The organism is uncultured Tenacibaculum sp. (assembly GCF_947502995.1).
Lineage (GTDB): Bacteria > Bacteroidota > Bacteroidia > Flavobacteriales > Flavobacteriaceae > Polaribacter.
In genome coordinates this window covers 1-23190 of record NZ_CANNBW010000019.1, presented here as the reverse complement: position 1 = coordinate 23190, position 23190 = coordinate 1, and the positions used below count along the sequence as shown (strand labels likewise).

Genomic DNA, 23190 nt, shown 5'->3' with positions numbered 1-23190 from the left:
TAGATCTATAAAAGTCAAAGAAACGTAACGCAGGGAAAATAGCGATGGGAGAACTATGTAAGGAGTTTTGAAACTCCTTTTTTTATTTCATAACTTTTAGGTAAAGTTCTATTTATAATCAATAGATTTGTTTTGTTAAAGATTATGTTTTTAAAATGTACAAAAAGTTACCAAAAAACAGATACAATAAAACATTAAGTTTACTGCAAAAAGTATTACCTGCACCAGCTACAGTTTTAGATTTAGGAGTAAGAAATCCATTTAGTGAAATTATGGAAGAGAATGGATATACAGTTTTTAATACAAATGGAGAAGATTTAGATTTAATTCCAGAACTTGTTAAAAACTACAAAGTAGATGCAGTTACTTCTTTTGAAATTTTTGAACACTTATTGTCTCCTTTTTCAGTGTTGCAAGCTATCGAATGTGATAAATTAATAACAACTGTTCCTTTACGTTTATGGTTTTCTACTGCATACAGAAGTAAAAATGATATGTGGGATAGACATTATCATGAATTTGAAGATTGGCAATTCGATTGGTTATTAGAAAAAACAGGTTGGGAGATTAAAGAAACAGATAAATGGACTAACCCAACAAATAAAATTGGAATAAGACCTTTGTTGCGTACGTTTACACCTAGGTATTACGCAGTTTATGCCGAACGAAAAAGTGAGTTATGAGAATAGGCATGATATTGGATAATGTTTATCCACCTGATCCTAGAGTTGAAAATGAAGCGATAGAACTTATTAAGGAAGGACATGAGGTTTACTTGTTTTGTCTTTCATATGATAAGAATGAAAAAGTAGAAGAAGAAATTAATGGAATTAAAGTAAGAAGATATACTAGTAATACTATAGAGTATAAGTTATCTGCTTTAGCATATACTTTTCCTTTTTACAATATTTTAATGAGTTCTAAAATCAAAGATTTCATTAAAAATACTTCAGTTGAAGTTATCCATATTCATGATATAAGAATTGCAGGAGCTGCTTTTTTAGCCAACAAAAAATTTAACTTACCAACTGTTTTAGATTTACACGAAAACAGACCAGAAATAATGAGGTTTTATCCTCATATGCAAAAGCTTTATGGGAAATTATTAATCTCAATAAAAAAATGGATTAAAAAAGAGGAAGCGTTTGTAAAAAATGCGAGTAAAGTTATTGTTGTAACAAAACACGCAAAAAAAGAATTGGTCGATAGAACTCAAATTCTAAAAAGTAAAGTTGCAGTAGTTCCCAATACGATTAGATCATCTTTTTATAATGACAAGAATGATTTAGAAATTCCGTACAAGAATCAAAAGGAAGATCTGACATTACTTTACCTTGGTGATACAGGTGAACGTAGAGGCTTAAGAACAGTAGTATCATCTTTGGTAAAACTAAGAGATGAGAAAGGAATAAAAAATATAAAGTTTGTAATAGTAGGAAAGACAAGTCAGTATTTAGAAAAAATGGTTTCTGATAACAGTATTTCTGATCAAGTTAAGTTATTTGGTTGGCAATACGATACTACTTTTCCAAACTGGATTAGAGAGTCTGATGTTTGTGTTTCTCCTTTACACAAAAATATCCATCACGATACTACATATGCAAATAAGATATTTCAATATATGAGTATCGGAAAACCTCTATTAATTAGTGACGTTTTAGCTCAAGAAGTTTTAATGAAAGAAACAGAAGCAGGTTTAGTTCATAAAGCTAAAGATGTACATGATTTTACAGAACAATTGTTGAAATTATATCATGATTCTAATTTAAGAGAAAAATTAGGAAAAAATGGTGAAAGTTTTGTTAGAAATCATTTTACATGGGATAAGACTTCTGGAGAATTAATAGATTTATACAAAAATTTAAATTGAAAGTATTAGTTATAACATATTATTGGCCACCTGCTGGTGGACCAGGAGTTCAACGTTGGTTAAAGTTTGTAAAATACTTAAGAGATTTTGGAATAGAACCGGTTGTTTTCACTGCAGAAAATCCTTTTTATCCAACAGTAGATGAAACTTTAATACAAGATGTTCCAGATGGAATAGAGATTGTTAAATGTCCGATTTTCGAACCGAATAATATTGTAGCTAAATTCAAGAAGAATGAAACTCAAAGAAGTGCAGGTTTTTTAGATCCTAATCCTTCTTTAATATCAAAGCTTCTTTTGTACATAAGGGCAAATTATTTTATTCCAGACGCTAGAAAATTTTGGGTAAAACCAGCTGTGAAAATGCTAAGAAAGTATCTTTCAGAAAATTCAGTAGATGCAGTAATTACTACTGGTCCACCTCATAGTTTACATCTCATTGGGAAAAAACTTAAAGAAGCTACAGGAATAAAATGGATAGCAGATTTTAGAGATCCTTGGACAAGTATTGATTATTTTCATTTATTACCTTTAACAAATTCAGCAAGAAAAAAACATTTTAAATTAGAGGAAGAAGTTGTGAGAGCTGCTGATCGTGTGATTATGGTAAGTAGAAATGCTAAAAAAAAGTATGAAGACTTTAATAAAAATATTGATGTTATCACTAATGGTTTTGATACTGAAAAGGGTTTAGAAGAGGCAAAAGTTGAATTGGATAAAAAATTCAGTATTACTCACATAGGAACAATGAATTCAGAAAGAAATCCGAAAGCCTTTTGGGAAGCTTTATCTGAGATTAGTGAAGAGAATTCTGAATTTGCTGATGATCTGGAACTTAAATTTATAGGTAAAGTTGATGATTCAGTTTGGGAAAATGAAATTGAATCAAGAGCATTTAAAGATGTTAAAAGGGTAAGTTATGTACCACATTTAGAAGCTAAATTATATCAAAGAAAATCTCAAGTACTTTTAATTGTTGTAAATGATTATCCGAGTGCAAAAGAGATGATTCCAGGTAAAACTTTCGAATATTTACAAGCAAATCGACCAATTTTAGGCTTTGCACCAGAAGACGGTGATTTAGCAGAAATTTTATCAAACACAAATTCAGGTGTAGCTGTTGATTTTAGAAATAAAGAACTGGCTAAAAAGTCAATTTTAAATTTATATTCAAACTTTAAAAAAGGAAATTTAGAATCAACATCAAAAGGAGTAGATAGTTTTCATAGAAGAGAATTAACTGAAAAACTATCCGTTATTATTAAAGATTTAATTCAAAAATAATTTGGGAATAATTTTTAAACAATCTTTTAGGAATACCATAGTCATTTACTTTGGTTTTATTATTGGTGCAGTAAACGCAATTGCTTTTTATCCTAATATCTTAAAAGAAGAATATCATGGTCTAGTAACTTTTTTGTTATCAGCATCAAATTTAATAATGCCATTAATAGCTTTTGGTATTCATAATACTATTGTAAAGTTTTTTTCTTCATACAATACTAAAGAAGAGAAAGATCGATTTTTATCTTCAATAATTATTTTCCCATTATTTATAGCATTGCCAATTGGATTTTTCTGGGATGCTTTTCATGAATTCATTATTTCTCGTTTGAGTGCTAAAAACGATGGAAAAGTAGAAGATTATACTTTAGTAATATATATAGTAGCGGTTAGTTGTGCGTATTTTGAAGTTTTTTATTCTTGGGCTAAGGTGCACTTAAAAACTGTTTTAGGAAACATACTTAAAGAGTTTTACAATAGAGCAGTAGTATTTGTTCTATTAATTGCAGTTTTCTTTGATTTTATCAATAAATCTGAGTTTATATATGCACTAACAGGTTTTTATATAGTTAGAACCTTGATTATGATGTTTTATGCTTTTAAAACGTATTTGCCTAAGTTTAATTTTAAATTTCCAATTAATACAAAAGAGATTTTAAAATATTCTGCCTATGTTTTTTTAGCTGGAAGTGCAGGAGCTGTTATTATTGATATTGATAAATTAATGATACCTGGTAAAGAAGCAATTAAAGTAGCAAGTTACTATACAGTAGCAGTGTATATTGGTTCATTTATAGAAGCACCAGGAAGAGCTTTAGCACAAATCTTACAACCTTTAACTTCTAAATCTTTAAACGAGAATAATGTAAATGAAGTAGAGAGTTTATATAAGAAGAGTTCTATTAATTTATTAGTAATCAGTGGAATGTTCTTCCTTTTAGTGAATTGTAGTATCGGTGAATTATTTAAAATGATGCCAGAAGGTTACGCAGGAGGAGAGTTAGTTGTTTTAATGATTTCTTTTGCTAAAATGTATACAATGTCTCTTGGTAATAATAGAGATATTATAAATAATTCGAAATTTTATAGAATGGTTTTACCTATTGGATTTGGTATGGCATTATCGGTTTATTTCTTAAATAAATTGTTTTATTATCAAATGAATTTCGGAACAAATGGATTGGCTTTGTCTACTTTAATTTCATTACTAGTGTTTAACACAGTAAAATTATGGTTTGTAAAAGCTAAGTTTGAAATGAATCCTTACACAAAAGAGACAACTAAAATATTTTTTATCATCATTGCCTTATTCGGTCTTTTCTATTTTTGGAACTTTAAAACGCCAGAATTCTTTGTTGGTAAGCTTCCAATACACCATTTGGTAAATATTGCCTTAAAAAGTATTTTAATTGCAGGAATATATCTTTATATAGTACTTAAATTAAAGATATCAGATCAGTTAAATTCATTGGTATTAAAACTGAAAAGTAAAATAGTGAAGTAAGAAAGACTTGCGATCAAATTTCATGGGGAAAGCAAGCCTTTTCTCTGTTGCTAATTATAGGGAATTATTTCATTTACAAAGTTATAGTTAAAAACGCATTTAATTGATAAACATAGGTTTATAAATTAGTTAGAGTATAGTTTTTTTCTAATTCTGCTTAACTGTACTGGTGTAATATTTAAATAACTCGCTATTTGATATTGAGGTATTAAGTTTTCAATATCAGGAATTCTTCTCTTTAAAATTTGATATCTATTAGTAGCGTCTAATAATGATAGTCGATCTAACCTATTTTGTAAGTAATAAATAGAAGCTTGATTCAGTTTATTAATAAATAGAAATAATTCACTATTCTGCTGAGCTTCTTTTAAAAGCTGATTTAAATTACCTGTAAGAATTACTGTATCTGTTAAAGATTTAAAAGAATCAGTAGATATGCGTTCTGTTAAATCTAAATCTGAGAGGTTAACAAAAGCATGCTTTTCAAATAAAATAGCTCTAATATATTCTTTATTAGCTTTTTTATCTTGTGAGTAATTAGCGATTATTCCATGAACTATAATATGGAATTTTTTATAAGGTGTATCACCTGGTTTTATTAGTTCTCCAGCTTTTATTTCTTGTTTCTGAAGTAAGTTGTTAAATTTCTGTATAGCTTCATCTGATATATTATTCATGTAAAACCTACAGAAATCAAAAATAAAATTATCATTCATTCTACTGAGAGTACATTTTTTTTCGAATTCTACTTAATTGTACAGGAGTAACGCTCAAATAACTTGCAATCTGATATTGAGCGATCAAATTTTCTATATTAGGAATGTTATTTTTTAAAGCTTGATATCTCTGTGTAGCATCCATGAAAGAAAGTTCATCTATTCTTTTTTGTGATTTTAAAAGCGCATCTTCTAATATTCTATTGTAAAGATTAGAGAGTTCATGGTTAAGATGTGTTTGTTCTATAAACTCAGGGTAACTACCTTGATATACAATACATTTGGATAAACACTTGTAGTAATTTACACTTCTATTATCGTCTTTGTCGAGAGAAGATATATTAGTGAAAATTGTTTTATCGTTATGAATTGCTCGTATGTATTCTTTTTCACTCCTTTTATCTTGAGCAAAACTTCCTACAATACCAGATTTTATAATATAAAATTTTTTTGCTTGAGATTTATTTTTAATCACAATGTGATCTCTTGGGTATTCTTTTAAAGAAATAAAGCTAGAAAATAGTTGAATAGCTTCATCAGAAAGATTACTCACATACGATCTTAGCAAAGATGTAATCAAATCAATTTCCATCATGGGTAAAAATTGAAGTTATATTGGGGTTAATGTTTAAATGTTCGTATCCTCAAGATACGTCAAAGCATTTGGTCCTTCCATAAAAAGAAGGTCCAAAATAGATAAATTAGAAATATACCCATGTTTATGGTCAAACATTTGGATGTATTCTTTAGTTTCCACAAAAACACCATTCTTTGCGATCGCTAATTCCCTATAATCGTTCAGCAACGGTGTCATTTCATACGTTTCTGTTTCCGAAAATTCTTGAGAAATTTGTAAAGCATCTGTTACAAATAAAAACGTATCTATGTTTAAATCAACTAAATATACGTATTTTTTGTTAAAGATTTTAGAAATGTCATCTTCAAAAAATTCAAAATAAGGAGATGACTGATATGCAGTTTTAATAGATTTAAAATGTTGACTTTGCCATGGAAAGTCATTTTCTACTAAAGTATCTTTTGTTTTTTTTCTGCCAGAAGCGTTTTTAATGTGTTTTACAGGGATATTTAAAGATAACTTTCCGTTAGCTCCATAAATATAACATCTGTTTCTGTACGTTTGTTTTTGAAAGTTATCTTCCTTTTCAAAAACTACTTTATCAGATTTTAAAATTGCCGCATATTGGCTAATAGGTGAAAAATATGTGGGTATAAAAAGACTCAAATTATTTTGCTTTTTTCTTTTTTGGCATAAAAACAAAAGCTAAAATTGCTAAAGCTGCTGCTATACCAAACCAAAAATATGATTTAGATTCTCCATTAGTAACCGTTGTAAACATTCTGTCCCAACGAACACTACCAGTATCTTTATCATAGCTAAACCAAACCATTACAGGAGTACCAATTACATGATCGAAAGGAACATAACCCCAAGCTCTAGCATCTAAAGAGTTTTGTCTGTTGTCTCCCATCATCCAGTAATAATCTTGTTTAAAAGTATATGAATCAGCTTTCTTTCCGTTGATATAAATATCGTCACCGAAATATGTTAATTCATTTTTCTCGTATTCTTGAATTATTCTTTTATAAAAAGGGATACTTTCAGCATTTAAAGTTACGGTAGCACCTTTTTTAGGAATATAAATAGGACCGAAATTATCTATAGACCAAGGGTATTTTGGATTATGAGGGAAAATTCCATCATCGTAATATCCCTTTGGACGATTAGATTTTTCAATACTTTTTACTTTTGGGTTTTTCTTTAATGCTGCTGCTTCTGCATCAGTTAATGTTAAAGAAAAAGTACCATTTCCATAAACTAATCCTTCTCTGATATTATAACGCTTTAAATCTCCTGGAGATAATTTTTCTCCATTAGTGTCTACAATAAAATTCCATTGTGGCTTGGCACTTTTAGGAAGTACAGTTCTTTTACCGTTAATATAAATATAACCATCCTTAATCTCTAAACTATCACCAGCAACACCGACACAACGCTTAACTAAGTTTGTTTTTTTGTCGATAGGCTTGTAATAATTTCTGTCAGAAGTAAGAATATTCATGTTTCTTAACGTATCAGCAGGTTGACCAAAAACTACAATATCATTTCGTTTAATTTTCTTTAACCCAGGTAACCTCATATAAGGTAACTGTAGCTTGTTTATTAAAGAGTTATTTCTATTTTCATAATCATCACTAAACACGTAAGATTTAGTTCCTAAACCTGGAATACTATCGTGAATCATAGGTAATGAAACAGTAGTCATAGGAACTCTAGATCCGTAATGAAATTTACTTACGAATAAATAATCTCCAACTAATAATGTTTTTTCAAGAGATGAAGAAGGAATTACGTAAGGTCTTATGAAGTAATTGTGTACTAAAGTTGCAGCGATAATAGCAAAAGCAATAGAGCTTATCCATTCACCAGCAACTGTTGGAGCTTTTAAGGCTCTTTTCTGATCATATTGTGTATCATTAAAATAAGAAATGTAAAATATGTAAAAACCTAAAGTTACAATTGCTAGAATAGAATCTTTTGTAGATTTAAAACCGAAACTACGACATGTTTCTATCCAAATTACAGGAAACATAATAAGGTTTACTGTAGGTATAAATAATAAAATTACCCACCATTTAGGTCTTTTTAAAATACCCAATAAAACTATGGCATTATATACAGGTATAGCAGCTTCCCAAGCTTTTCTTCCTGCTTTAACATATAATTTCCAAGTTCCTAAAAAGTGAATGAATTGGATAATTAAAAATAAAATAAACCATCCTGTAAATGACATAATTTCTCTAGTTTAGTTTTTTATCAATATTAAGACGCAATCTACATTTTTTCGTTAAAATAGTTAGTCTATTTTAACCAATGTTTAACACATCTCTCATCGTGAATACTCCTTGTTTGTTTTTTAACCATTCTGCAGCAATAACAGCTCCTAAAGCGAAACCTTGTCTGTTATGAGCTGTGTGCTTTATTTCAATGGCATCAACTACAGAGTTGTAATTAATTGTATGTGTACCTGGTACATCAGGAGTTCTCACTGCAGTAATTGGAATAATTTCTTCAGAAGCTTCTCCATCTAACTCCCAAGATTTTCTGTTGGTATTATCTATTATTCCTTCAGCTAAAGTAATTGCAGTACCACTTGGTGCGTCGAGTTTTTTAGTGTGATGAATTTCTTCAATATCAACTTTGTATTGATCTAAAGCAGCCATCATTTTAGCTAACTGATTATTTAATTCAAAAAATATATTAACACCTAAGCTAAAGTTTGAGGCATAAATAAATCCTCCATTATTTTCTTTACATACTGCTAAAGCATCATCATATTTATCTAACCATCCAGTAGTTCCAGAAACTACAGGGATATTATTTTTAAAACAATTTGTGATATTGTTGTAAGCTGCGCTAGGAATACTGAAGTCTATAGCTACATCTGCAGTAGAAATATCGTAACTTTCTTCTCCATTATCTCTAATTACGATTTCATGACCTCTTTGTTGGGCAATTTTTTCTATTTCTTTACCCATTCTTCCGTAACCTAATAAGGCTATTTTCATTTTAAAAAGTATATTTTAAAGTTAAACCTACTTTTGGTGTAGCATCGTAAGCATCTCTACTAGGTATTGCAGCCGGACTTAAAGATAAGTCATCACTATCATCAAATTGTATTAAGTGTGCTGTTACACTGGCTTCTACAACCTGTAAAACGTATATAAGTACAGTAGTTAATAACGATAAATCTCTATTTTGTCTTAGTTGACGCTGTGCGCTTTCTAATCCTGCAGTTGAAATAATCTGAGTTCCATCTGCTAAAGTAAATTCATCTGGTAATCCTGCACTTCTTTGTCTAAAAGCTGTTCTAAATCGGTCGTATTCATTACTATTATCTATAAAGAAATAAATACTAGTTGCCATTCCTCCATAAATAAGAGGCAATTGCCACCAATATCGATTATTATATATTTGACCAGCTCCAGGAATTATAGCGGAGTAAAAAGCCGCTTTTGAAGGTGATAAAGGATTGTATTGTACTTTAGGTGACTTCAGTTGTAATTGTGAAACTTGTTGTACCTGAGTAGAATCTTTTTGTGCATACAAATTAGTACACACTAAAAATAGTATTATGTAATAAAGTTTTTTCAATTCTATTTTAGCAAATCTTTTATTCTATTAAAATCTTCTATGGATGTAAAAGGAATAGAAATTTTACCTTTTCCATTATTTCCTACGGTAACGTTAATTTTAGCATCAAAAAATTGATTAAAATCTTGAATACTATTTGTTATAGAAGATGGTAAAGTTTTTTTCTTGCTAGCTTTTGCTAAGTTTCCTGATTTTAAAGCTCTTACTAAATCTTCTGTTTGTCTAACAGATAATTTATCACGTAAAATCTTTTCATATATTTTAAGCTGATCCGACGGATTCTCTACATTAATTAAAGCTCTACCATGTCCCATAGAAATGAATGCATCTCTCATTCCTGTTTGAATAATAGGATCTAATTTTAGTAAACGTAAATAGTTAGTAACTGTAGACCTTTTTTTACCAACTCGAATACTTAATTGTTCTTGAGTTAATTTGATTTCGTCTATTAATCTTTGGTAAGACAAAGCAACTTCAATTGGATCTAAATTTTTCCTTTGAATATTTTCCACTAACGCCATTTCTAGCATTTCTTGGTCGTTAGCGATACGAATATAAGCTGGCACTGTAGTATTACCAACTAATTTAGAAGCTCTAAAACGTCTTTCTCCAGAAACTAATTGAAATTTATCTTCTGCTAGTTTTCTAACTGTAATAGGTTGAATAACACCTAACTCTCTGATGGAGTTTGCTAATTCTTGTAGCGCGTCTTCATCAAAATAAGTTCTTGGCTGAAAAGGATTTACTTCAATTAAGTTTAAATCAATTTCAATGATACTACCAACAACTTTATCGGCGTTTTCATCTGAAGCAGAATTTACTTCTGCAGTTTCTTTTAACAAAGCTGATAATCCTCTTCCTAATGCTTGCTTCTTTGTTGCTTTTGCCATTTTATGAGTTCTTATTTATAATTTCATTTGCTAAGTTAATATAATTTACTGCACCTTTACTTGTGGCATCATATGAAATTATACTTTCTCCGTAACTCGGAGCTTCACTTAAACGTATATTTCTGTGAACTATTGTTTCAAAAACCATAGAGTTAAAATGCTTTCTTACTTCATCTACTACTTGATTAGATAAACGCAATCTCGCATCGTACATCGTTAATAATAGTCCTTCTATTTCTAGTTCTTTATTGTGTATTTTTTGAACACTTTTAATTGTGTTTAATAATTTTCCTAATCCTTCTAAAGCAAAGTATTCACATTGAATAGGTATAATTACAGCATTAGAAGCTACCAAAGAATTCAGTGTTATTAATCCTAATGAAGGAGCACAATCGATTAAAATATAATCGTAATCGTTTTCTAATTCTTTTAATGATTTCTTAAGCATGTATTCACGCTCAAGTTTATCAACTAGTTCAATCTCAATAGCAACTAAGTCAATATGAGCAGGTACTAAATCAACATTAGGAGATTCTGTTTTTACTATAGCTTCTTTTACGGTGGCAGTATGTTCTAAAACTTGATAGGTTCCAATGTCTACACTATCTACATCAATACCTAATCCAGAAGTCGCATTTGCTTGTGGATCTGCATCGATAAGTAAAACTTTTTTTTCTAATACGCCTAAAGCCGCGGCTAAGTTTACAGAAGTTGTAGTTTTTCCAACTCCTCCTTTTTGATTTGCTATTGCAATGATTTTACTCATACTTCTCATGTATTTACCGAACGTAAAAATACAATTATTTATGACTTAATAAATACTAAAATATTAACAAAAAAAATATTCAAGGTTAAAGGATTTCTTCACTGTTTTTTTTGAGGGGGTTTTCACTATTTAAAATAGGATTTAACATGATATGTAAAATTCATGTTGCTACTATGTTTGCAGTGTTGTTTTTATCAATCAACTTAAGAAAGCAATTGTTTTAAAAGGAATGATCAACCTTAAAAATCGCGGAAGCCGAAAAGCGTATGAGTAGGTAAAAAACTAATTAAATAAAATTTATAATGAAAAAAATGTTTTTTTTAATCATGATGGCAATCATGGTTATAGGATGTAAAGATGAAGAAATTATTAAAGAATCAAATGAATCTGAAGAGTTAGCAGCTATTTCTAGTAAAGGAAGAGAAGTAGGAATGCTAAGGTTTGGTTCTGTTAGAGAATTGGAAGCTTTTGTTGCTGAACGTATTGAATCAAAGTCAGATTTATTAGATGAGGCAAGAGCCTTTTCTGATAAAGGAATTTACAATCCTTTATTGATGGTGTATAACTTAGAGGCTGAAGAAGCAAAAGAATTAGGTATTGAAGAAAAAAATATTCCTACTGTTGCTTCTGATGATGATATGTTATTATTGATGTTAAACCAAGATGGAGAAATAGGTATAGAAGATAAAATCTTTAGAATTGATGAGGATTTTGTATACACTTATGTAGAAGGGGGAGATGATGAAATTGATACTTTTCTTGAAAAATATAATGGAGGAGGTATTAAAATGGAAAATGGTCAAACAATTGAATTTAGTAAAGGGTTAACTGTTTACAAACATGATAACGTTATAAAAGATGGTAGAGAGAACCTTGTAGCTAGAAATCAAACAGGTTTTGATAATTTCAATAATAACCACAGAATGAAGTCAAGACAATTTCACGGATACTGGGTATTCTATAGTTCTATTGGTGCTAAAACTTTAGTTGAGCAACGTAGAAGATTTTTATGGTGGTCTTGGTGGAAAAATATTAAAGCAAATAATAATTTACAGTTTGAGTTATCATACAGAGTAAACTCAACATTCGGTTTCCCACCTGTGTTTTTAAATACATCAGGAAGTAGTGGATGTACAAATTGTAACCAACATCAAAGAGTTTATAATTGGTCTGTTGGTTTTCCAGTAGCTCCAAATGTTTATATTCCTTTAGATGGAATGACTAGGCATCAAGCAACTTGGAATGGAATAACTAGAACAAGAACATTATTCTATTAAGTTTTAGTAATAATTGTTAGCAAACAAAAAGTCCTGATGAAATTTCATCAGGACTTTCTTATTTTATATCAAATTGAAAATAATTATCCATTTAACATTACTGGCATTACTAGCATAGTAACGTGTTCTCCTTCTTCAGTACCATCAATTGGAGTTAAAATTCCAGCTCTATTTGGTAAGCTCATTTCTAATTGAACATCATTAGCATTTAAGTTGTTTAACATTTCGCTTAAAAAACGAGAGTTAAAACCAATTTGCATATCATCGCCTTGATAATCACAGTTTAAACGCTCGTCAGCTTTATTTGCATAATCTAAATCTTCTGCAGAAATATTCAACTCAGTTCCAGCCATTTTTAAACGGATTTGATGAGTTGTTTTACTAGAGAAAATAGAAACACGTTTTACAGAGTTTAAGAATGAAGCTCTGTCTACTGTTAATTTATTTGGGTTTTCCTTTGGAATTACAGCTTCGTAATTAGGGTATTTACCATCAATTAAACGACAAACTAATACTACATTATCAAAAGTAAATTTAGCGTTAGTGTCATTATATTCAATCGTTACATTTTCTTCAGAACCTCCAAGTATACCTTTTAAAATATTTAAAGGTTTCTTTGGCATAATAAATTCAGCAGACTTGTCTGCAGAAACATCAGTTCTAGTATATTTTACTAATTTGTGAGCATCAGTAGCTACAAAAGTTAATTCTTTAGAGTTAAATTGAAAAAATACACCACTCATCACGGGTCTCAAATCATCATTACCAGCAGCAAATATCGTTTTAGAAATAGCTGTAGATAATACATGTGATGGAACATCTGTACTACTAGGAGAAGGTAATTCTATAGCTTTAGGAAATTCCTCTCCATCATAATAAGCCATGTCATATTTCCCTTGTTCAGAACTGATTTCAATAGTGTTTTCTCCTTCAGTTTTAAAAGTTAACGGCTGATCAGGAAAAGTTTTTAGTGTATCTAAAAGTAAACGTGCATTAATAGCTATTGAACCTGTATCTGTACTTTCAACATTAACAACGGCGCTCATAGTTGTTTCAAGGTCAGAAGCAGAAGCTTTTAGTTGATTTTCTGAAAGTTCAAATAAAAAGTTGTCTAAAATAGGCAAGGTGTTATTGCTGTTGATTACTCCACCTAAAATTTGTAGTTGTTTTAGTAAATGTGAACTAGATACAATAAATTTCATTGTTTTTTTCTAAAGAATTTGATGTACAAAGATATTCTATTCCGTTTATTTTAAAAATTATTTTATCAACATTGTTGTACTTATTGTTGATTAGTTGAAAAGATAATTAATACCAATACTTCCGTATATGTTTCCGCTAGGAACTTTAACGCTTTTTAATTTCTTGGTATGATGAATAATAGCATACTTAAAATTAAATCTATTAGCTGTGAATTTAAAGCCTAATTCCGTAGTTAATACAATAGGTTTAAGTTCGTATGTGATTGGATTGTTTGTGTTTAAAAAGCTTCCTTGTATTGTGGCGTCGTAAATTGCGTATCGAAGCATAGGGTTAACATAGAAAAGAACTTCAATTTCGTTGTTAAAATCAGTGAGTTCATTATTTAGATTGCTGTTAAAAGCTATGCTGTTGGCAATGTTTTGTAGTGGTTTAATTCCAATTCTAGATAAAAAACCTGTGGAAACATCAGAAAATACAGTTCCTACATTAACTGTATTCATCCAATTGAAATCAATATATTTTGATGTTGCTAGTTGTTTTGTATACTCTAAATTGAAGTTTAAAGCAAAAGCATCTTGGATTTGGTATTTCCATCCATTGGCTGCTTCAAAACCATAAATATCATGAACAAAATTCATAGATTCTTCACCAAAAGCAGAAGGTCCAATTACGCCAATTTCACCACTAATTCTAAATAAAGAGTTCTTTTTAAGGAAGTAACTAATGCCAAATCCTCCAAATAAATATCCAGCAAAAGGTCTGTCATGCTCACTTAAAAACTGAACATTTGCCTTAAAAGGAGAGTATAGTTTTTGTCCAATCTGAAAATTATAAATCTTTTTTTGAATTTTGTCTGATTTCTTTGTACTTAAGTAAGAGTAGTTTAAAAAAGCACCGTTAGTGTAGTATCTATCCTGATAGAATGATATATATAGATCATTGTCGTTAACAAAACTGAATTGTTTTGAGAACTTTTCCTGACCATAGCAATTAATAATGACAAAGAATAATAAAAATGTTTTTTTCACCAGACGAAAATAACAAAAAAACATAGAGTATTCTAATGAAGAATTTATAATTTAGTGTTAGTTTTATTGGATATGGACAACAAAGTAAAAATTACTGAACAAGATTTTTTGAGGATTAAAACAAATGAAGAGCTGTTAGCTTTTATTGATGAGAATAATATTCCGTTTAAATCTGTAGAAAAAGATTTAGTTTACGAAAAAGAACTTAAAAAATTACAGATAGAATTAGTAAAGCTTCAGCAATGGATAGCCAAGAATAATAAAAGAGTTGCGGTTATATTTGAGGGTAGAGATGCGGCAGGAAAAGGAGGTAATATAAGAAGGTTTATGGAGCATTTAAATCCTAGGTCTTCTAGATTAGTTGCTTTAAATAAACCTACTGAAGTAGAAATGGGGCAATGGTATTTTCAGCGTTACATAAAAGAATTGCCAAACCCAGGGGAAATTGTTTTTTTTGATAGAAGTTGGTATAATAGAGCAGTGGTAGAACCTGTTATGGGGTTTTGTACTGAGGCTCAGTATAGGAAATTCTTGGTTCAGGTTCCAGAGTTTGAGCATATGTTGTATGAAGATGGTGTTGTGGTAATTAAGTTCTGGTTGTCGATTACTAAAAAGGAGCAATTAAAAAGATTTGAAGCTAGAATGGATAATCCGTTAAAGCACTGGAAATTTAGTCCTGTAGATAAAAAAGGTCAGGAGTTGTGGGATAGATATACTTATTATAAAGGAGAAATGTTTACTAACACTCATACTACTTATTGTCCTTGGACTATTATTAAAACAAATAGTAAAAAAACTGCAAGATTAGAAGCGATTCGTCATGTGTTATCTAAGTTCGATTATGATGGGAAAGAAGATGCGATGACATATTTAAATCCAGATCCAAATATTGTAATGAGATATTATAGATCTGTTGTTCAAAACGATTAAAATTTTATGGAAAATAAAAGGAATTCTAAGATGAATCTATCAGAAAGTGATGTGGAAAAATTAAGTTCAAAAGATGGACTTAAAGCTATACTTTCAAGAGAACCATATAATATAGATAAAGCATTAAGATATGTTAATTATCTACATAAACTTGAAGAATTACAGGTTGAATTAATTAGGTTGCAAACTTGGGCAATTGAGCATAATGAAAGGATTATAATTTTATTTGAAGGTAGAGATGCTGCTGGAAAAGGTGGTGCGATTAGAAGAATTACTGAAAGGATAAATCCACGTCACATGAGAATTGTGGCTTTGCCAAAGCCGACCGAAGAGCAAAAAACACAATGGTATTTTCAACGTTATGTAGAGCAATTTCCAAAAGCTGGAGAGTTAGTGTTGTTTGATAGGAGTTGGTATAATAGGGCTGTAGTTGAACCTGTAAATGGTTTTTGTTCAGAACAGGAGTATAAAGTTTTTATGAAGCAAGTGAACGGTTTTGAGAAAATGATTTTACAATCAGGAATTCGTTTAGTGAAAATTTATATGTCTATTTCTAAAAAAGAACAGCAAAAACGTTTTGATGATATCAAGAATGATCCACTTAAACAGTGGAAAATGACTCGAGTAGATGAAAGAGCTCAAGAACTTTGGGATGATTATACTGTATATAAAAAGAAAATGTTTAAAAAAACGAATACAGAATTATCGCCCTGGAAAATCATAAGAGCCAACAGGAAAACAGAAGCTAGAATAGAATGTATAGAACATATTCTAGATAGTATTCCTTATGATAAAAATACTGAGATTTAAAAAATGATAAAAAAAGATTACTTTTAAGAAAGTAATCTTTTTACTTCTTCAAAAACTAAAAATAATTCACCAGCAATTTTTTTACTAGTTTCTAAGTATTTTTCGTTTTGAATATCTGTGTTGTCAGCTACTTTAGGGTCTGTGTATGGTAAATGAAACCGATGAATTGCATCTGGAATAAAAGGGCAATTTTCATCAGCATCATCACAAGTAGTTATCGCTAAATATGGGTAATCATTATTTTCGTTGTCGTAAGTTTTAGAGAATCCCTTAATAGATTTCTTGGACCCTATAAAGGAGATTAAGTATAAAGGATTTTGATGAGAGAAATCTTCAACACTAAAATCAAAACTTGTTTTTTGTAAGCATTTTACTGTATTTCTATGAAAAGCAGTAGTTTCAGTTCCGCCTGAATAAGCAAAAATGTTGTCAAGTTTAAAATATTCTATAGCGAAAAAAGACCAAACTTGTGCCATTTGACTCCTTCTAGAGTTGTGTGTGCAAATAAAATTTAAGTTGATTTTGTCTCTGTCCTCTAATTCTTCTACAATTTTGTCTGCGATTGAATACAATAAATCTTTCCTCTCTTCTGAAACAATTAAATCTTTCTTGGCATCTTCAAAAAAAACTTTAGTTTCGAAATTAGTAGTTTTTATCATTGTTTTAATAGTGTTTTAAGGGGACTTTAAGTGTATTTTTGCTATTATTTATTGAGTACAAAAGTAATAAAGAGCTCTGTTTCTTTTTTTTAATTTAAAGTTAACTATGTGTTTAGAAATTGGTAATAAAGTAGCTGTTTTAGACGATGTTATTAAGGGAGTTGTGGTTAAAATTAATAAAGATGAAGTCTTTATTAGAACAGACGATGGAATGGAAATGTCTTTTATTTCTTCAGATTTAGTCAAGATAGGTGTAGAGCAAAATAAAATATCAGGATATTCTAAAAATGATAATCGATTTTTAAGGCAAAAAGAAACTGTTGATACTGGTAGAAAAAAGAAAACTTCATTCATTAAAAATAAAAATGAAATTGTAATGGAGGTCGATTTACATATAGAGAAATTAGTGAAATCTAGAAAAGGAATGGATAATTATGATATACTTTCTGTTCAAATTGATACGGCTAAACGAAAAGTAGAATATTGTATTCAAAAGAAGATTTCTAAAATTATTTTTATTCATGGAGTTGGTGAAGGTGTTTTAAAATCTGAATTACATTATTTATTAAATAGATATCCTGTTAAATTTTATGATGCATCTTATCAAAAATACGGATTAGGAGCAACAGAGGTTTATGTGTATCAAAATCAATAAATCTGTATTTTTGTACATTATATATAAGGTATGAAAAAAGTCTATTTTGACAATGCTGCTACTACACCAATGCTGAAAGAAGTAGTAGATGTGATGATGGAGTCAATGAATAATAACTTTGGTAATCCTTCTTCGATTCATGAAATGGGGAGAAAGGCTAAAGTTGTTTTAGAAACTGCTAGAAAAAAAATAGCTGGTTTTTTAAATGCTTCTTCTGCAGAAATTGTGTTTACTTCAGGAGGAACTGAGGCTAATAATTTGGTGTTACGAAATGCTATTGAAAACCTTAATGTAAAGCGTGTTATTACTTCAAGGATAGAGCATCATGCTGTTTTGGATGTTTTGTTAGAGTTAAGTAAAATATATGATTTTGAAATAGAGTATGCTGAGCTTAATGATAAAGGAGAAGTTAATCTAGAAGATTTAAAAACAAAATTAACTAATGATAAAAAATTAACTTTAGTTAGTTTAATGTGGGTGAATAATGAACTTGGTAATATTTTACCTGTTGAAAAGGTGGGTGAGCTGTGTAGCGAAAATAATGCTTTTTTTCATACTGATGCTGTTCAGACTGTTGGTCATTTTCATGTTGATTTAACGAAGTTGAATATTGATTTTTTAGTGGCTAGTGCACATAAGTTTCATGGTCCTAAAGGTGTTGGTTTTCTTTATGTAAGAAAGAATCTTTCTTTTAAATCGATGTTTTTTGGTGGAGGTCAAGAAAAAGGAAAGCGATCTGGTACAGAAAATTTACATTCAATTTTAGGTATGCAAAAGGCATTAGAGATTTCGTTGTCTGATCTAAATAGTGATATGGTGAAGATTAAAATGTTAAAACAGTACTTTATTTCTGAATTGGTAAATGAAATTCCGAACATTTTATTCAATGGTGTTTCAGGGAATTTAGAAAAGTCATCATCTACAATTTTAAATGTTAGATTTCCTGTTGAAAATAAAATGTTATTATTCAATTTAGATTTAAACGGTGTTTTTGCTTCTGGGGGAAGTGCATGTCAAAGTGGAGCTTCTAAAAAATCACATGTACTTATTGAAATTCTAAATAAGGAAGAAATTCAAAAATCATCTGTTCGTTTTTCTTTTAGTAAGTTTTCATCAAAAGAAGAAGTAGATTTTGTTGTTGAAAAACTTAAAAAGCTTATAGTTTAGTTTTCTGCTATTTTTAAAAGCTAACTCATGTAATCTGATTGGTGTTTTTTTTAAGTTTCTTAAAAGCTTTAATTTTGATTCTTTTTGATAGTTTTATATGATTTTAAAATTAATCATAATAGTTTTTGATTATTGAAATTGTTAACGAGTTTTTATTTGAATAAAAAATATTTTAATTTATCGTAAGGTTTTTTGAGTGTTTAAGACGAATGTCTTAAATAATTTATTTTTTTTGTGTTAAAAAAGTGACTTTTTTCGAAAAAAAGTTTCTTAAAAAATGTGCTAAATATGTTAAAAAAGTATATATTTGCGCACGAAATATGTTCCCCCCGCTTTCAAGTGTAATAGCTTGTATTAAGGGTCTTTACTTTGAGATTATCATACGGAGGGATATATTTGCTTCTCTGCATATTTTCATTATTAAGATTTTTTTACACACTACATTTGATGGCTGATAAGAATATAGTTAAGTAAGTTTTCAATCAGAAGTTGTCATAATGAGAAACTTTTACCCTTTAAAATCCCCAAAGGCAATACTTGTTGTTGCTTTATTTTTTATTTCTGTTTCATTCAATCAATTATTTTCACAAGAAATAAGAATCACTGATGCTGATCAAACTGTTAGCAATGGAGCTACGTTTGTTGATAGTGGTGGTTCCGGTGGTAATTATGGTTTTAATGAAAATAATAGTATAACATTAACTTCTTCAACAGGAGGGAACTTGATTGTTAATTTTACATCTTTTGATGTAGAAGATGCAGGAGGTGGGTTTTGTTTTGATTTTATCCATATTTATAATGGGAATAGCGCAAATCCAGCTAATAGAATAGGTTTCTTTTGTAATGGGGGAATACCTGGTACTATAACTTCTACGGGTTCACAATTGCATTTCGTTTTTGAATCCGACAATTTTGTAAATAGATCAGGTTGGGTAGCAGATATTAATATTTCACCAGCTGATCCAGCTATTCCGAATACAGATTCAGATTCTTTTAATAATACAGCTGATGCAGATGACGATAATGATGGTATCTTAGATGTATTAGAATATGGTACATGTACAGGTGTAGACTCTACCCTAGATTGGAGTTCTGAATATACAGCTGGTACGGCTGATAATACAGGGGAAGATCCTCTTCAAAATCCTACTGTTGACATTAACGGTGTTGGAATGACTATCCAAAGACAAGTGATAGGAGTACTAAATAACCAACAATATAGAATACAAAACTTAACTGGAACTTTTGTTGGAGACGGTTATGTTTTAACTCAGTCATCAACAGCTACGTCAGAATCAAGGCATACATTCATATTTGATGAACCAATATTTAATTTAGGTTTTACATTGTTTGATGTAGATACAGGACCTAATTTTACTGATAATGTAGATTTGATTTTTACATTAGCTGACGGTTCTACTCATACTTTAAACTCATCTGAGTATACTCCAAATGGTCAATCGGTTTCTGGTAATACTATTACGGGAACAGGTACTGACGGAAGTTTTATAATTGATGGAATTCAACAATGGGTAATTCAATTAGAAGTTAGATATCGAAATGTAGGAGCCTCTCCAAGTGTTAATCAAGCTATGGCTATAGGAGATTTTTCTTTTTGTCAAACTCAAGATACAGATAATGATGGGGTTAAGGATTATTTAGATCTAGATTCTGATGGTGATGGTTGTTTTGATGCTTTAGAAGGTGGAGTAGGCATAACCATAGCACAAGTTAATGGTTCAGGAAGAATTACGGGAGGTCAAGATGGTAGCGGTGTTCCTAGTTTAGTCTCAGGAGGACAATCTATTGGTACTTCTACAGATTTTGATACTAGAGATACCCAGTGTGATGATGATGGAGATGGAGTGCCTAATGCTTCAGATGTTTGTAATGGTTTTGACGATAATCAAGATGCAGATGGAGATGGAATACCAGATTACTGTGATACAGATAACGATAATGATGGAATAACGGATAGTAATGAAGGAGTGAATTGTCCTTCTGGAGAGTTAAATGTTGGAACAACTGGTGTTTTTACTGGTGCTGGAGTTATTAATGATATATATGTTCATGATGGCGTTAATGTAGATGTTTCGGCTACTACAGTCAATGCAAATTTAACTCAATTACAAGTTCAAAACACTACTACACTTAGAGTTCAAGGTAATAATGCTGATGATGGTACAGGTGATTCAGTAGTATATACCTTTACCTTTAGTGAACCTGTAGTTAATGCAAAATTCAGATGGACAGGAATAGACCAAGGGGATAAAGTTACTATAACTTCAATAGGGCCTTTGGGAGCGAATAATGTTTTTTTAGCAGGTTTTGCTGATCCAGTTTCATCATTAATTAATGATGATTATAATGGTACCAATGCAGGTGATCCAAATACAAATGGAGTCTTGTTTGATATAGATAATAATGGTACAGCTTCTCCAACAATAACTTCTTTTATATCAGGAGGAAATGCCAATCAAAGTTATACAGATGTATCCATAGATGGTGTAGTTTCTTCATTTCAAGTAACAACAAGAAAGTCTAGAGAAGACAATAATGGTATTAATAATGGTTCTGTAACTTTTACATTTACAAATTTTGAGTATTGTACTTTTGATGATGTTGATAATGATAATATTCCAAATCATTTAGATACAGATTCTGATGGTGATGGATGTTTAGATGTTGTTGAATCTGGAGGTGTGGATAATAATAATGATGGTGTTTTAGATGGAACTGGTATAAGCTCAAGTGGACAGGTTACTGGAGGAACTGGAGGGTATGATGGATTGTCTTCAGGTGGTGGAGAATTTACTGCAGTGGAAGTTTCTGTTGATGCTACTGAATTAATCGATCAGATTGTACCCACAGGTGTATCAACTTTATTTACAATCACATCAGTTACAGCTTCAAATGCTACTAGTTATACTGCGGGAACACCTAATTATGGAGTATTAGGTAATGCAAACGCAGGAATAAATTATCAATGGTATATTGGAGATCCAAGTTCTGGAGGTACAGCAATCGCTGCCTCAGATCCAAATTATAGTGGGGAAAATACAGATACATTAAATATTGTAAATGTAACAGGATTAAATAATACAGAATACTTTTTAGTAGTATCTCACAATAATAACAGCTGTATAAACATTACGAATAGTGCAACTCTTTTGGTGGATACTACTGATTCTGATAATGACGGAATAGGAGATATAGTTGATTTAGATGATGATAACGATGGAATTTTAGATACAGATGAACTAGGTTCTTGTTCAGGAAGTATTTCTTATGAATATTATGATGGTACACCAGCAGGCTTAACTGTTGATAATATTCCTACATCTGGTCCAGATGCTACAGGTACAGCAACATCTTTTGATGTCGATGCCATTATTGCTTCTATATTTGCTGACAATAATTCATATGGATTAAGATTCAAAGGATATTTAAATATTACAACTGCTGGGTTGTATAATTTTTATACAACTTCTGATGATGGATCGAAATTATTTATAAATGGAAATGAAATAGTAGACAATGATGGAGATCATCCAGAAGTTACAGCTTCAGGAAGCTATTATTTATCTGTTGGTTTACATGAGGTTGAAGTTTTATTTTATGAAAATGGAGGTTTAGAATCTTTAGATGTTGATTATGAGTTGCCAGGAACTATTGCAAGACAAGATTTACCTTTTGCAAATTTATTTTGTAGTTTAGATACGGACGGAGATGGAACTCCTAATCATTTAGACTTAGATTCAGATAATGATGGATGTCCAGATGCAATAGAAGCAGATGAAAATGTAACTCAAGCTCAATTAACTAGTGATAGAATATCAGGAGGTGTAGATTCTAATGGAGTTCCTTTATTAGTTAATAATGGAGGAATAGCAGATATAGGAGGAGATCAAGGTCAAGGAACTACAACTAATGTAGTAACTTCTAATTCTCCTGATGCAGGAATATTAAGTGGAGGTCCTTTAGTGTGTATTTCTACTCCAGTAACGATTTCAACAACAGGAGATTCTGGAGGAAGTTGGAGTAGTTCAAATACTTCTATAGCTACAGTGAGTTCATCAGGAGTAGTAACAGGGGTTGCAGCAGGTTCTGTAATAATAACATATACTGTAACATCACCAGGAGGTTGTGGAGATGATAGTTCTACAATTAATTTAACGATAAACGATTTACCAACGGCTGATGCAGGCTCAGATGCCACGATTACTTGTGCAACAACAAGTGTTCAAATCGGAACCAC

Annotated in this window: 21 protein-coding genes; 10 read left to right on the top strand and 11 right to left on the bottom strand. The window is 30.4% G+C overall.

The features are described 5' to 3' along the window. The first annotated feature begins 155 nt into the window (after nucleotides 1–155). From Q1A46_RS15660 to Q1A46_RS15645, 4 genes are read left to right on the top strand one after another with little or no spacing between them, the layout of a single operon-like run. The gene (locus Q1A46_RS15660; RefSeq protein WP_299680813.1) at nucleotides 156–683 is read left to right on the top strand and encodes a methyltransferase; all 528 of its coding nucleotides are present in this window, start codon (nucleotides 156–158) and stop codon (nucleotides 681–683) included. After that, nucleotides 680–1870: a glycosyltransferase family 4 protein gene (locus tag Q1A46_RS15655; protein WP_299680809.1), complete on the top strand. Its 1191-nt coding sequence runs from the start codon at nucleotides 680–682 to the stop codon at nucleotides 1868–1870. Before Q1A46_RS15660 ends, Q1A46_RS15655 begins: the two co-directional genes overlap by 4 nt. Continuing rightward, entirely contained in the window at nucleotides 1867–3153 is a 1287-nt protein-coding gene (locus Q1A46_RS15650) for a glycosyltransferase family 4 protein (RefSeq protein ID WP_299680806.1), read from the top strand. Before Q1A46_RS15655 ends, Q1A46_RS15650 begins: the two co-directional genes overlap by 4 nt. Before the next feature lies 1 nt (nucleotide 3154). Continuing rightward, on the top strand, nucleotides 3155–4657 hold the full coding sequence (locus Q1A46_RS15645) for an oligosaccharide flippase family protein (RefSeq protein WP_299680803.1): 1503 nt from the start codon (nucleotides 3155–3157) through the stop codon (nucleotides 4655–4657). Between the two features lie 125 nt (nucleotides 4658–4782). Here Q1A46_RS15645 and Q1A46_RS15640 read toward each other — a convergent pair whose 3' ends face one another. The 8 genes from Q1A46_RS15640 to Q1A46_RS15605 form a co-directional block, all read right to left on the bottom strand. Next, the gene (locus Q1A46_RS15640) at nucleotides 4783–5373 is read right to left on the bottom strand and encodes a Crp/Fnr family transcriptional regulator (RefSeq protein WP_299680800.1); all 591 of its coding nucleotides are present in this window, start codon (nucleotides 5371–5373) and stop codon (nucleotides 4783–4785) included. A gap of 1 nt (nucleotide 5374) precedes the next feature. After that, complete coding sequence (locus Q1A46_RS15635; RefSeq protein WP_299680797.1) at nucleotides 5375–5968, bottom strand: Crp/Fnr family transcriptional regulator; 594 nt, start codon at nucleotides 5966–5968, stop codon at nucleotides 5375–5377. A 33-nt stretch (nucleotides 5969–6001) separates the two neighbouring features. Next, nucleotides 6002–6616, bottom strand: coding sequence for a WbqC family protein (locus tag Q1A46_RS15630; RefSeq protein WP_299680794.1), 615 nt, complete (start codon nucleotides 6614–6616; stop codon nucleotides 6002–6004). 1 nt (nucleotide 6617) lies between these two features. Next, on the bottom strand, nucleotides 6618–8186 hold the full coding sequence (gene lepB, locus Q1A46_RS15625; protein ID WP_299680791.1) for a signal peptidase I: 1569 nt from the start codon (nucleotides 8184–8186) through the stop codon (nucleotides 6618–6620). A gap of 73 nt (nucleotides 8187–8259) precedes the next feature. After that, a complete protein-coding gene (gene dapB / locus Q1A46_RS15620; RefSeq protein WP_299680788.1) occupies nucleotides 8260–8961 on the bottom strand; it encodes a 4-hydroxy-tetrahydrodipicolinate reductase in 702 nt (233 codons plus the stop codon). Between the two features lies 1 nt (nucleotide 8962). Next, a complete protein-coding gene (locus Q1A46_RS15615; protein ID WP_299680785.1) occupies nucleotides 8963–9547 on the bottom strand; it encodes a DUF5683 domain-containing protein in 585 nt (194 codons plus the stop codon). 2 nt (nucleotides 9548–9549) lie between these two features. Then, nucleotides 9550–10437 carry a ParB/RepB/Spo0J family partition protein gene (locus Q1A46_RS15610; protein ID WP_299680782.1) on the bottom strand — a complete coding sequence of 296 codons (888 nt, stop codon included), beginning with the start codon at nucleotides 10435–10437 and terminating at the stop codon, nucleotides 9550–9552. 1 nt (nucleotide 10438) lies between these two features. Beyond that, nucleotides 10439–11203 carry a ParA family protein gene (locus Q1A46_RS15605; RefSeq protein WP_299680779.1) on the bottom strand — a complete coding sequence of 255 codons (765 nt, stop codon included), beginning with the start codon at nucleotides 11201–11203 and terminating at the stop codon, nucleotides 10439–10441. A gap of 302 nt (nucleotides 11204–11505) precedes the next feature. Between Q1A46_RS15605 and Q1A46_RS15600 the strand changes: the two genes are divergently transcribed. Beyond that, nucleotides 11506–12480 carry a hypothetical protein gene (locus Q1A46_RS15600; RefSeq protein WP_299680777.1) on the top strand — a complete coding sequence of 325 codons (975 nt, stop codon included), beginning with the start codon at nucleotides 11506–11508 and terminating at the stop codon, nucleotides 12478–12480. 83 nt (nucleotides 12481–12563) lie between these two features. Here Q1A46_RS15600 and dnaN read toward each other — a convergent pair whose 3' ends face one another. Further along, complete coding sequence (gene dnaN, locus Q1A46_RS15595; RefSeq protein WP_299680776.1) at nucleotides 12564–13682, bottom strand: DNA polymerase III subunit beta; 1119 nt, start codon at nucleotides 13680–13682, stop codon at nucleotides 12564–12566. Between the two features lie 90 nt (nucleotides 13683–13772). Then, complete coding sequence (locus Q1A46_RS15590; RefSeq protein ID WP_299680775.1) at nucleotides 13773–14711, bottom strand: lipid A deacylase LpxR family protein; 939 nt, start codon at nucleotides 14709–14711, stop codon at nucleotides 13773–13775. Nucleotides 14712–14783: 72 nt separating this feature from the next. Between Q1A46_RS15590 and ppk2 (Q1A46_RS15585) the strand changes: the two genes are divergently transcribed. Next, a complete protein-coding gene (gene ppk2, locus Q1A46_RS15585) occupies nucleotides 14784–15641 on the top strand; it encodes a polyphosphate kinase 2 (RefSeq protein WP_299680774.1) in 858 nt (285 codons plus the stop codon). A gap of 30 nt (nucleotides 15642–15671) precedes the next feature. Next, nucleotides 15672–16451, top strand: coding sequence for a polyphosphate kinase 2 (gene ppk2, locus Q1A46_RS15580; protein WP_299681022.1), 780 nt, complete (start codon nucleotides 15672–15674; stop codon nucleotides 16449–16451). A gap of 23 nt (nucleotides 16452–16474) precedes the next feature. Here ppk2 (Q1A46_RS15580) and Q1A46_RS15575 read toward each other — a convergent pair whose 3' ends face one another. Further along, nucleotides 16475–17110, bottom strand: coding sequence for a hypothetical protein (locus Q1A46_RS15575; protein ID WP_299680773.1), 636 nt, complete (start codon nucleotides 17108–17110; stop codon nucleotides 16475–16477). A gap of 106 nt (nucleotides 17111–17216) precedes the next feature. On the opposite strand from Q1A46_RS15575, the gene Q1A46_RS15570 reads away from it, so the two are divergent. The 3 genes from Q1A46_RS15570 to Q1A46_RS15560 form a co-directional block, all read left to right on the top strand. Further along, nucleotides 17217–17765, top strand: coding sequence for a Smr/MutS family protein (locus Q1A46_RS15570; protein ID WP_299680771.1), 549 nt, complete (start codon nucleotides 17217–17219; stop codon nucleotides 17763–17765). A 30-nt stretch (nucleotides 17766–17795) separates the two neighbouring features. Next, nucleotides 17796–18932 carry a cysteine desulfurase family protein gene (locus Q1A46_RS15565; protein ID WP_299680768.1) on the top strand — a complete coding sequence of 379 codons (1137 nt, stop codon included), beginning with the start codon at nucleotides 17796–17798 and terminating at the stop codon, nucleotides 18930–18932. A 497-nt stretch (nucleotides 18933–19429) separates the two neighbouring features. Beyond that, nucleotides 19430–23190: PA14 domain-containing protein (locus tag Q1A46_RS15560; RefSeq protein WP_299680765.1), on the top strand; the 3761-nt coding region annotated here is incomplete at its 3' end.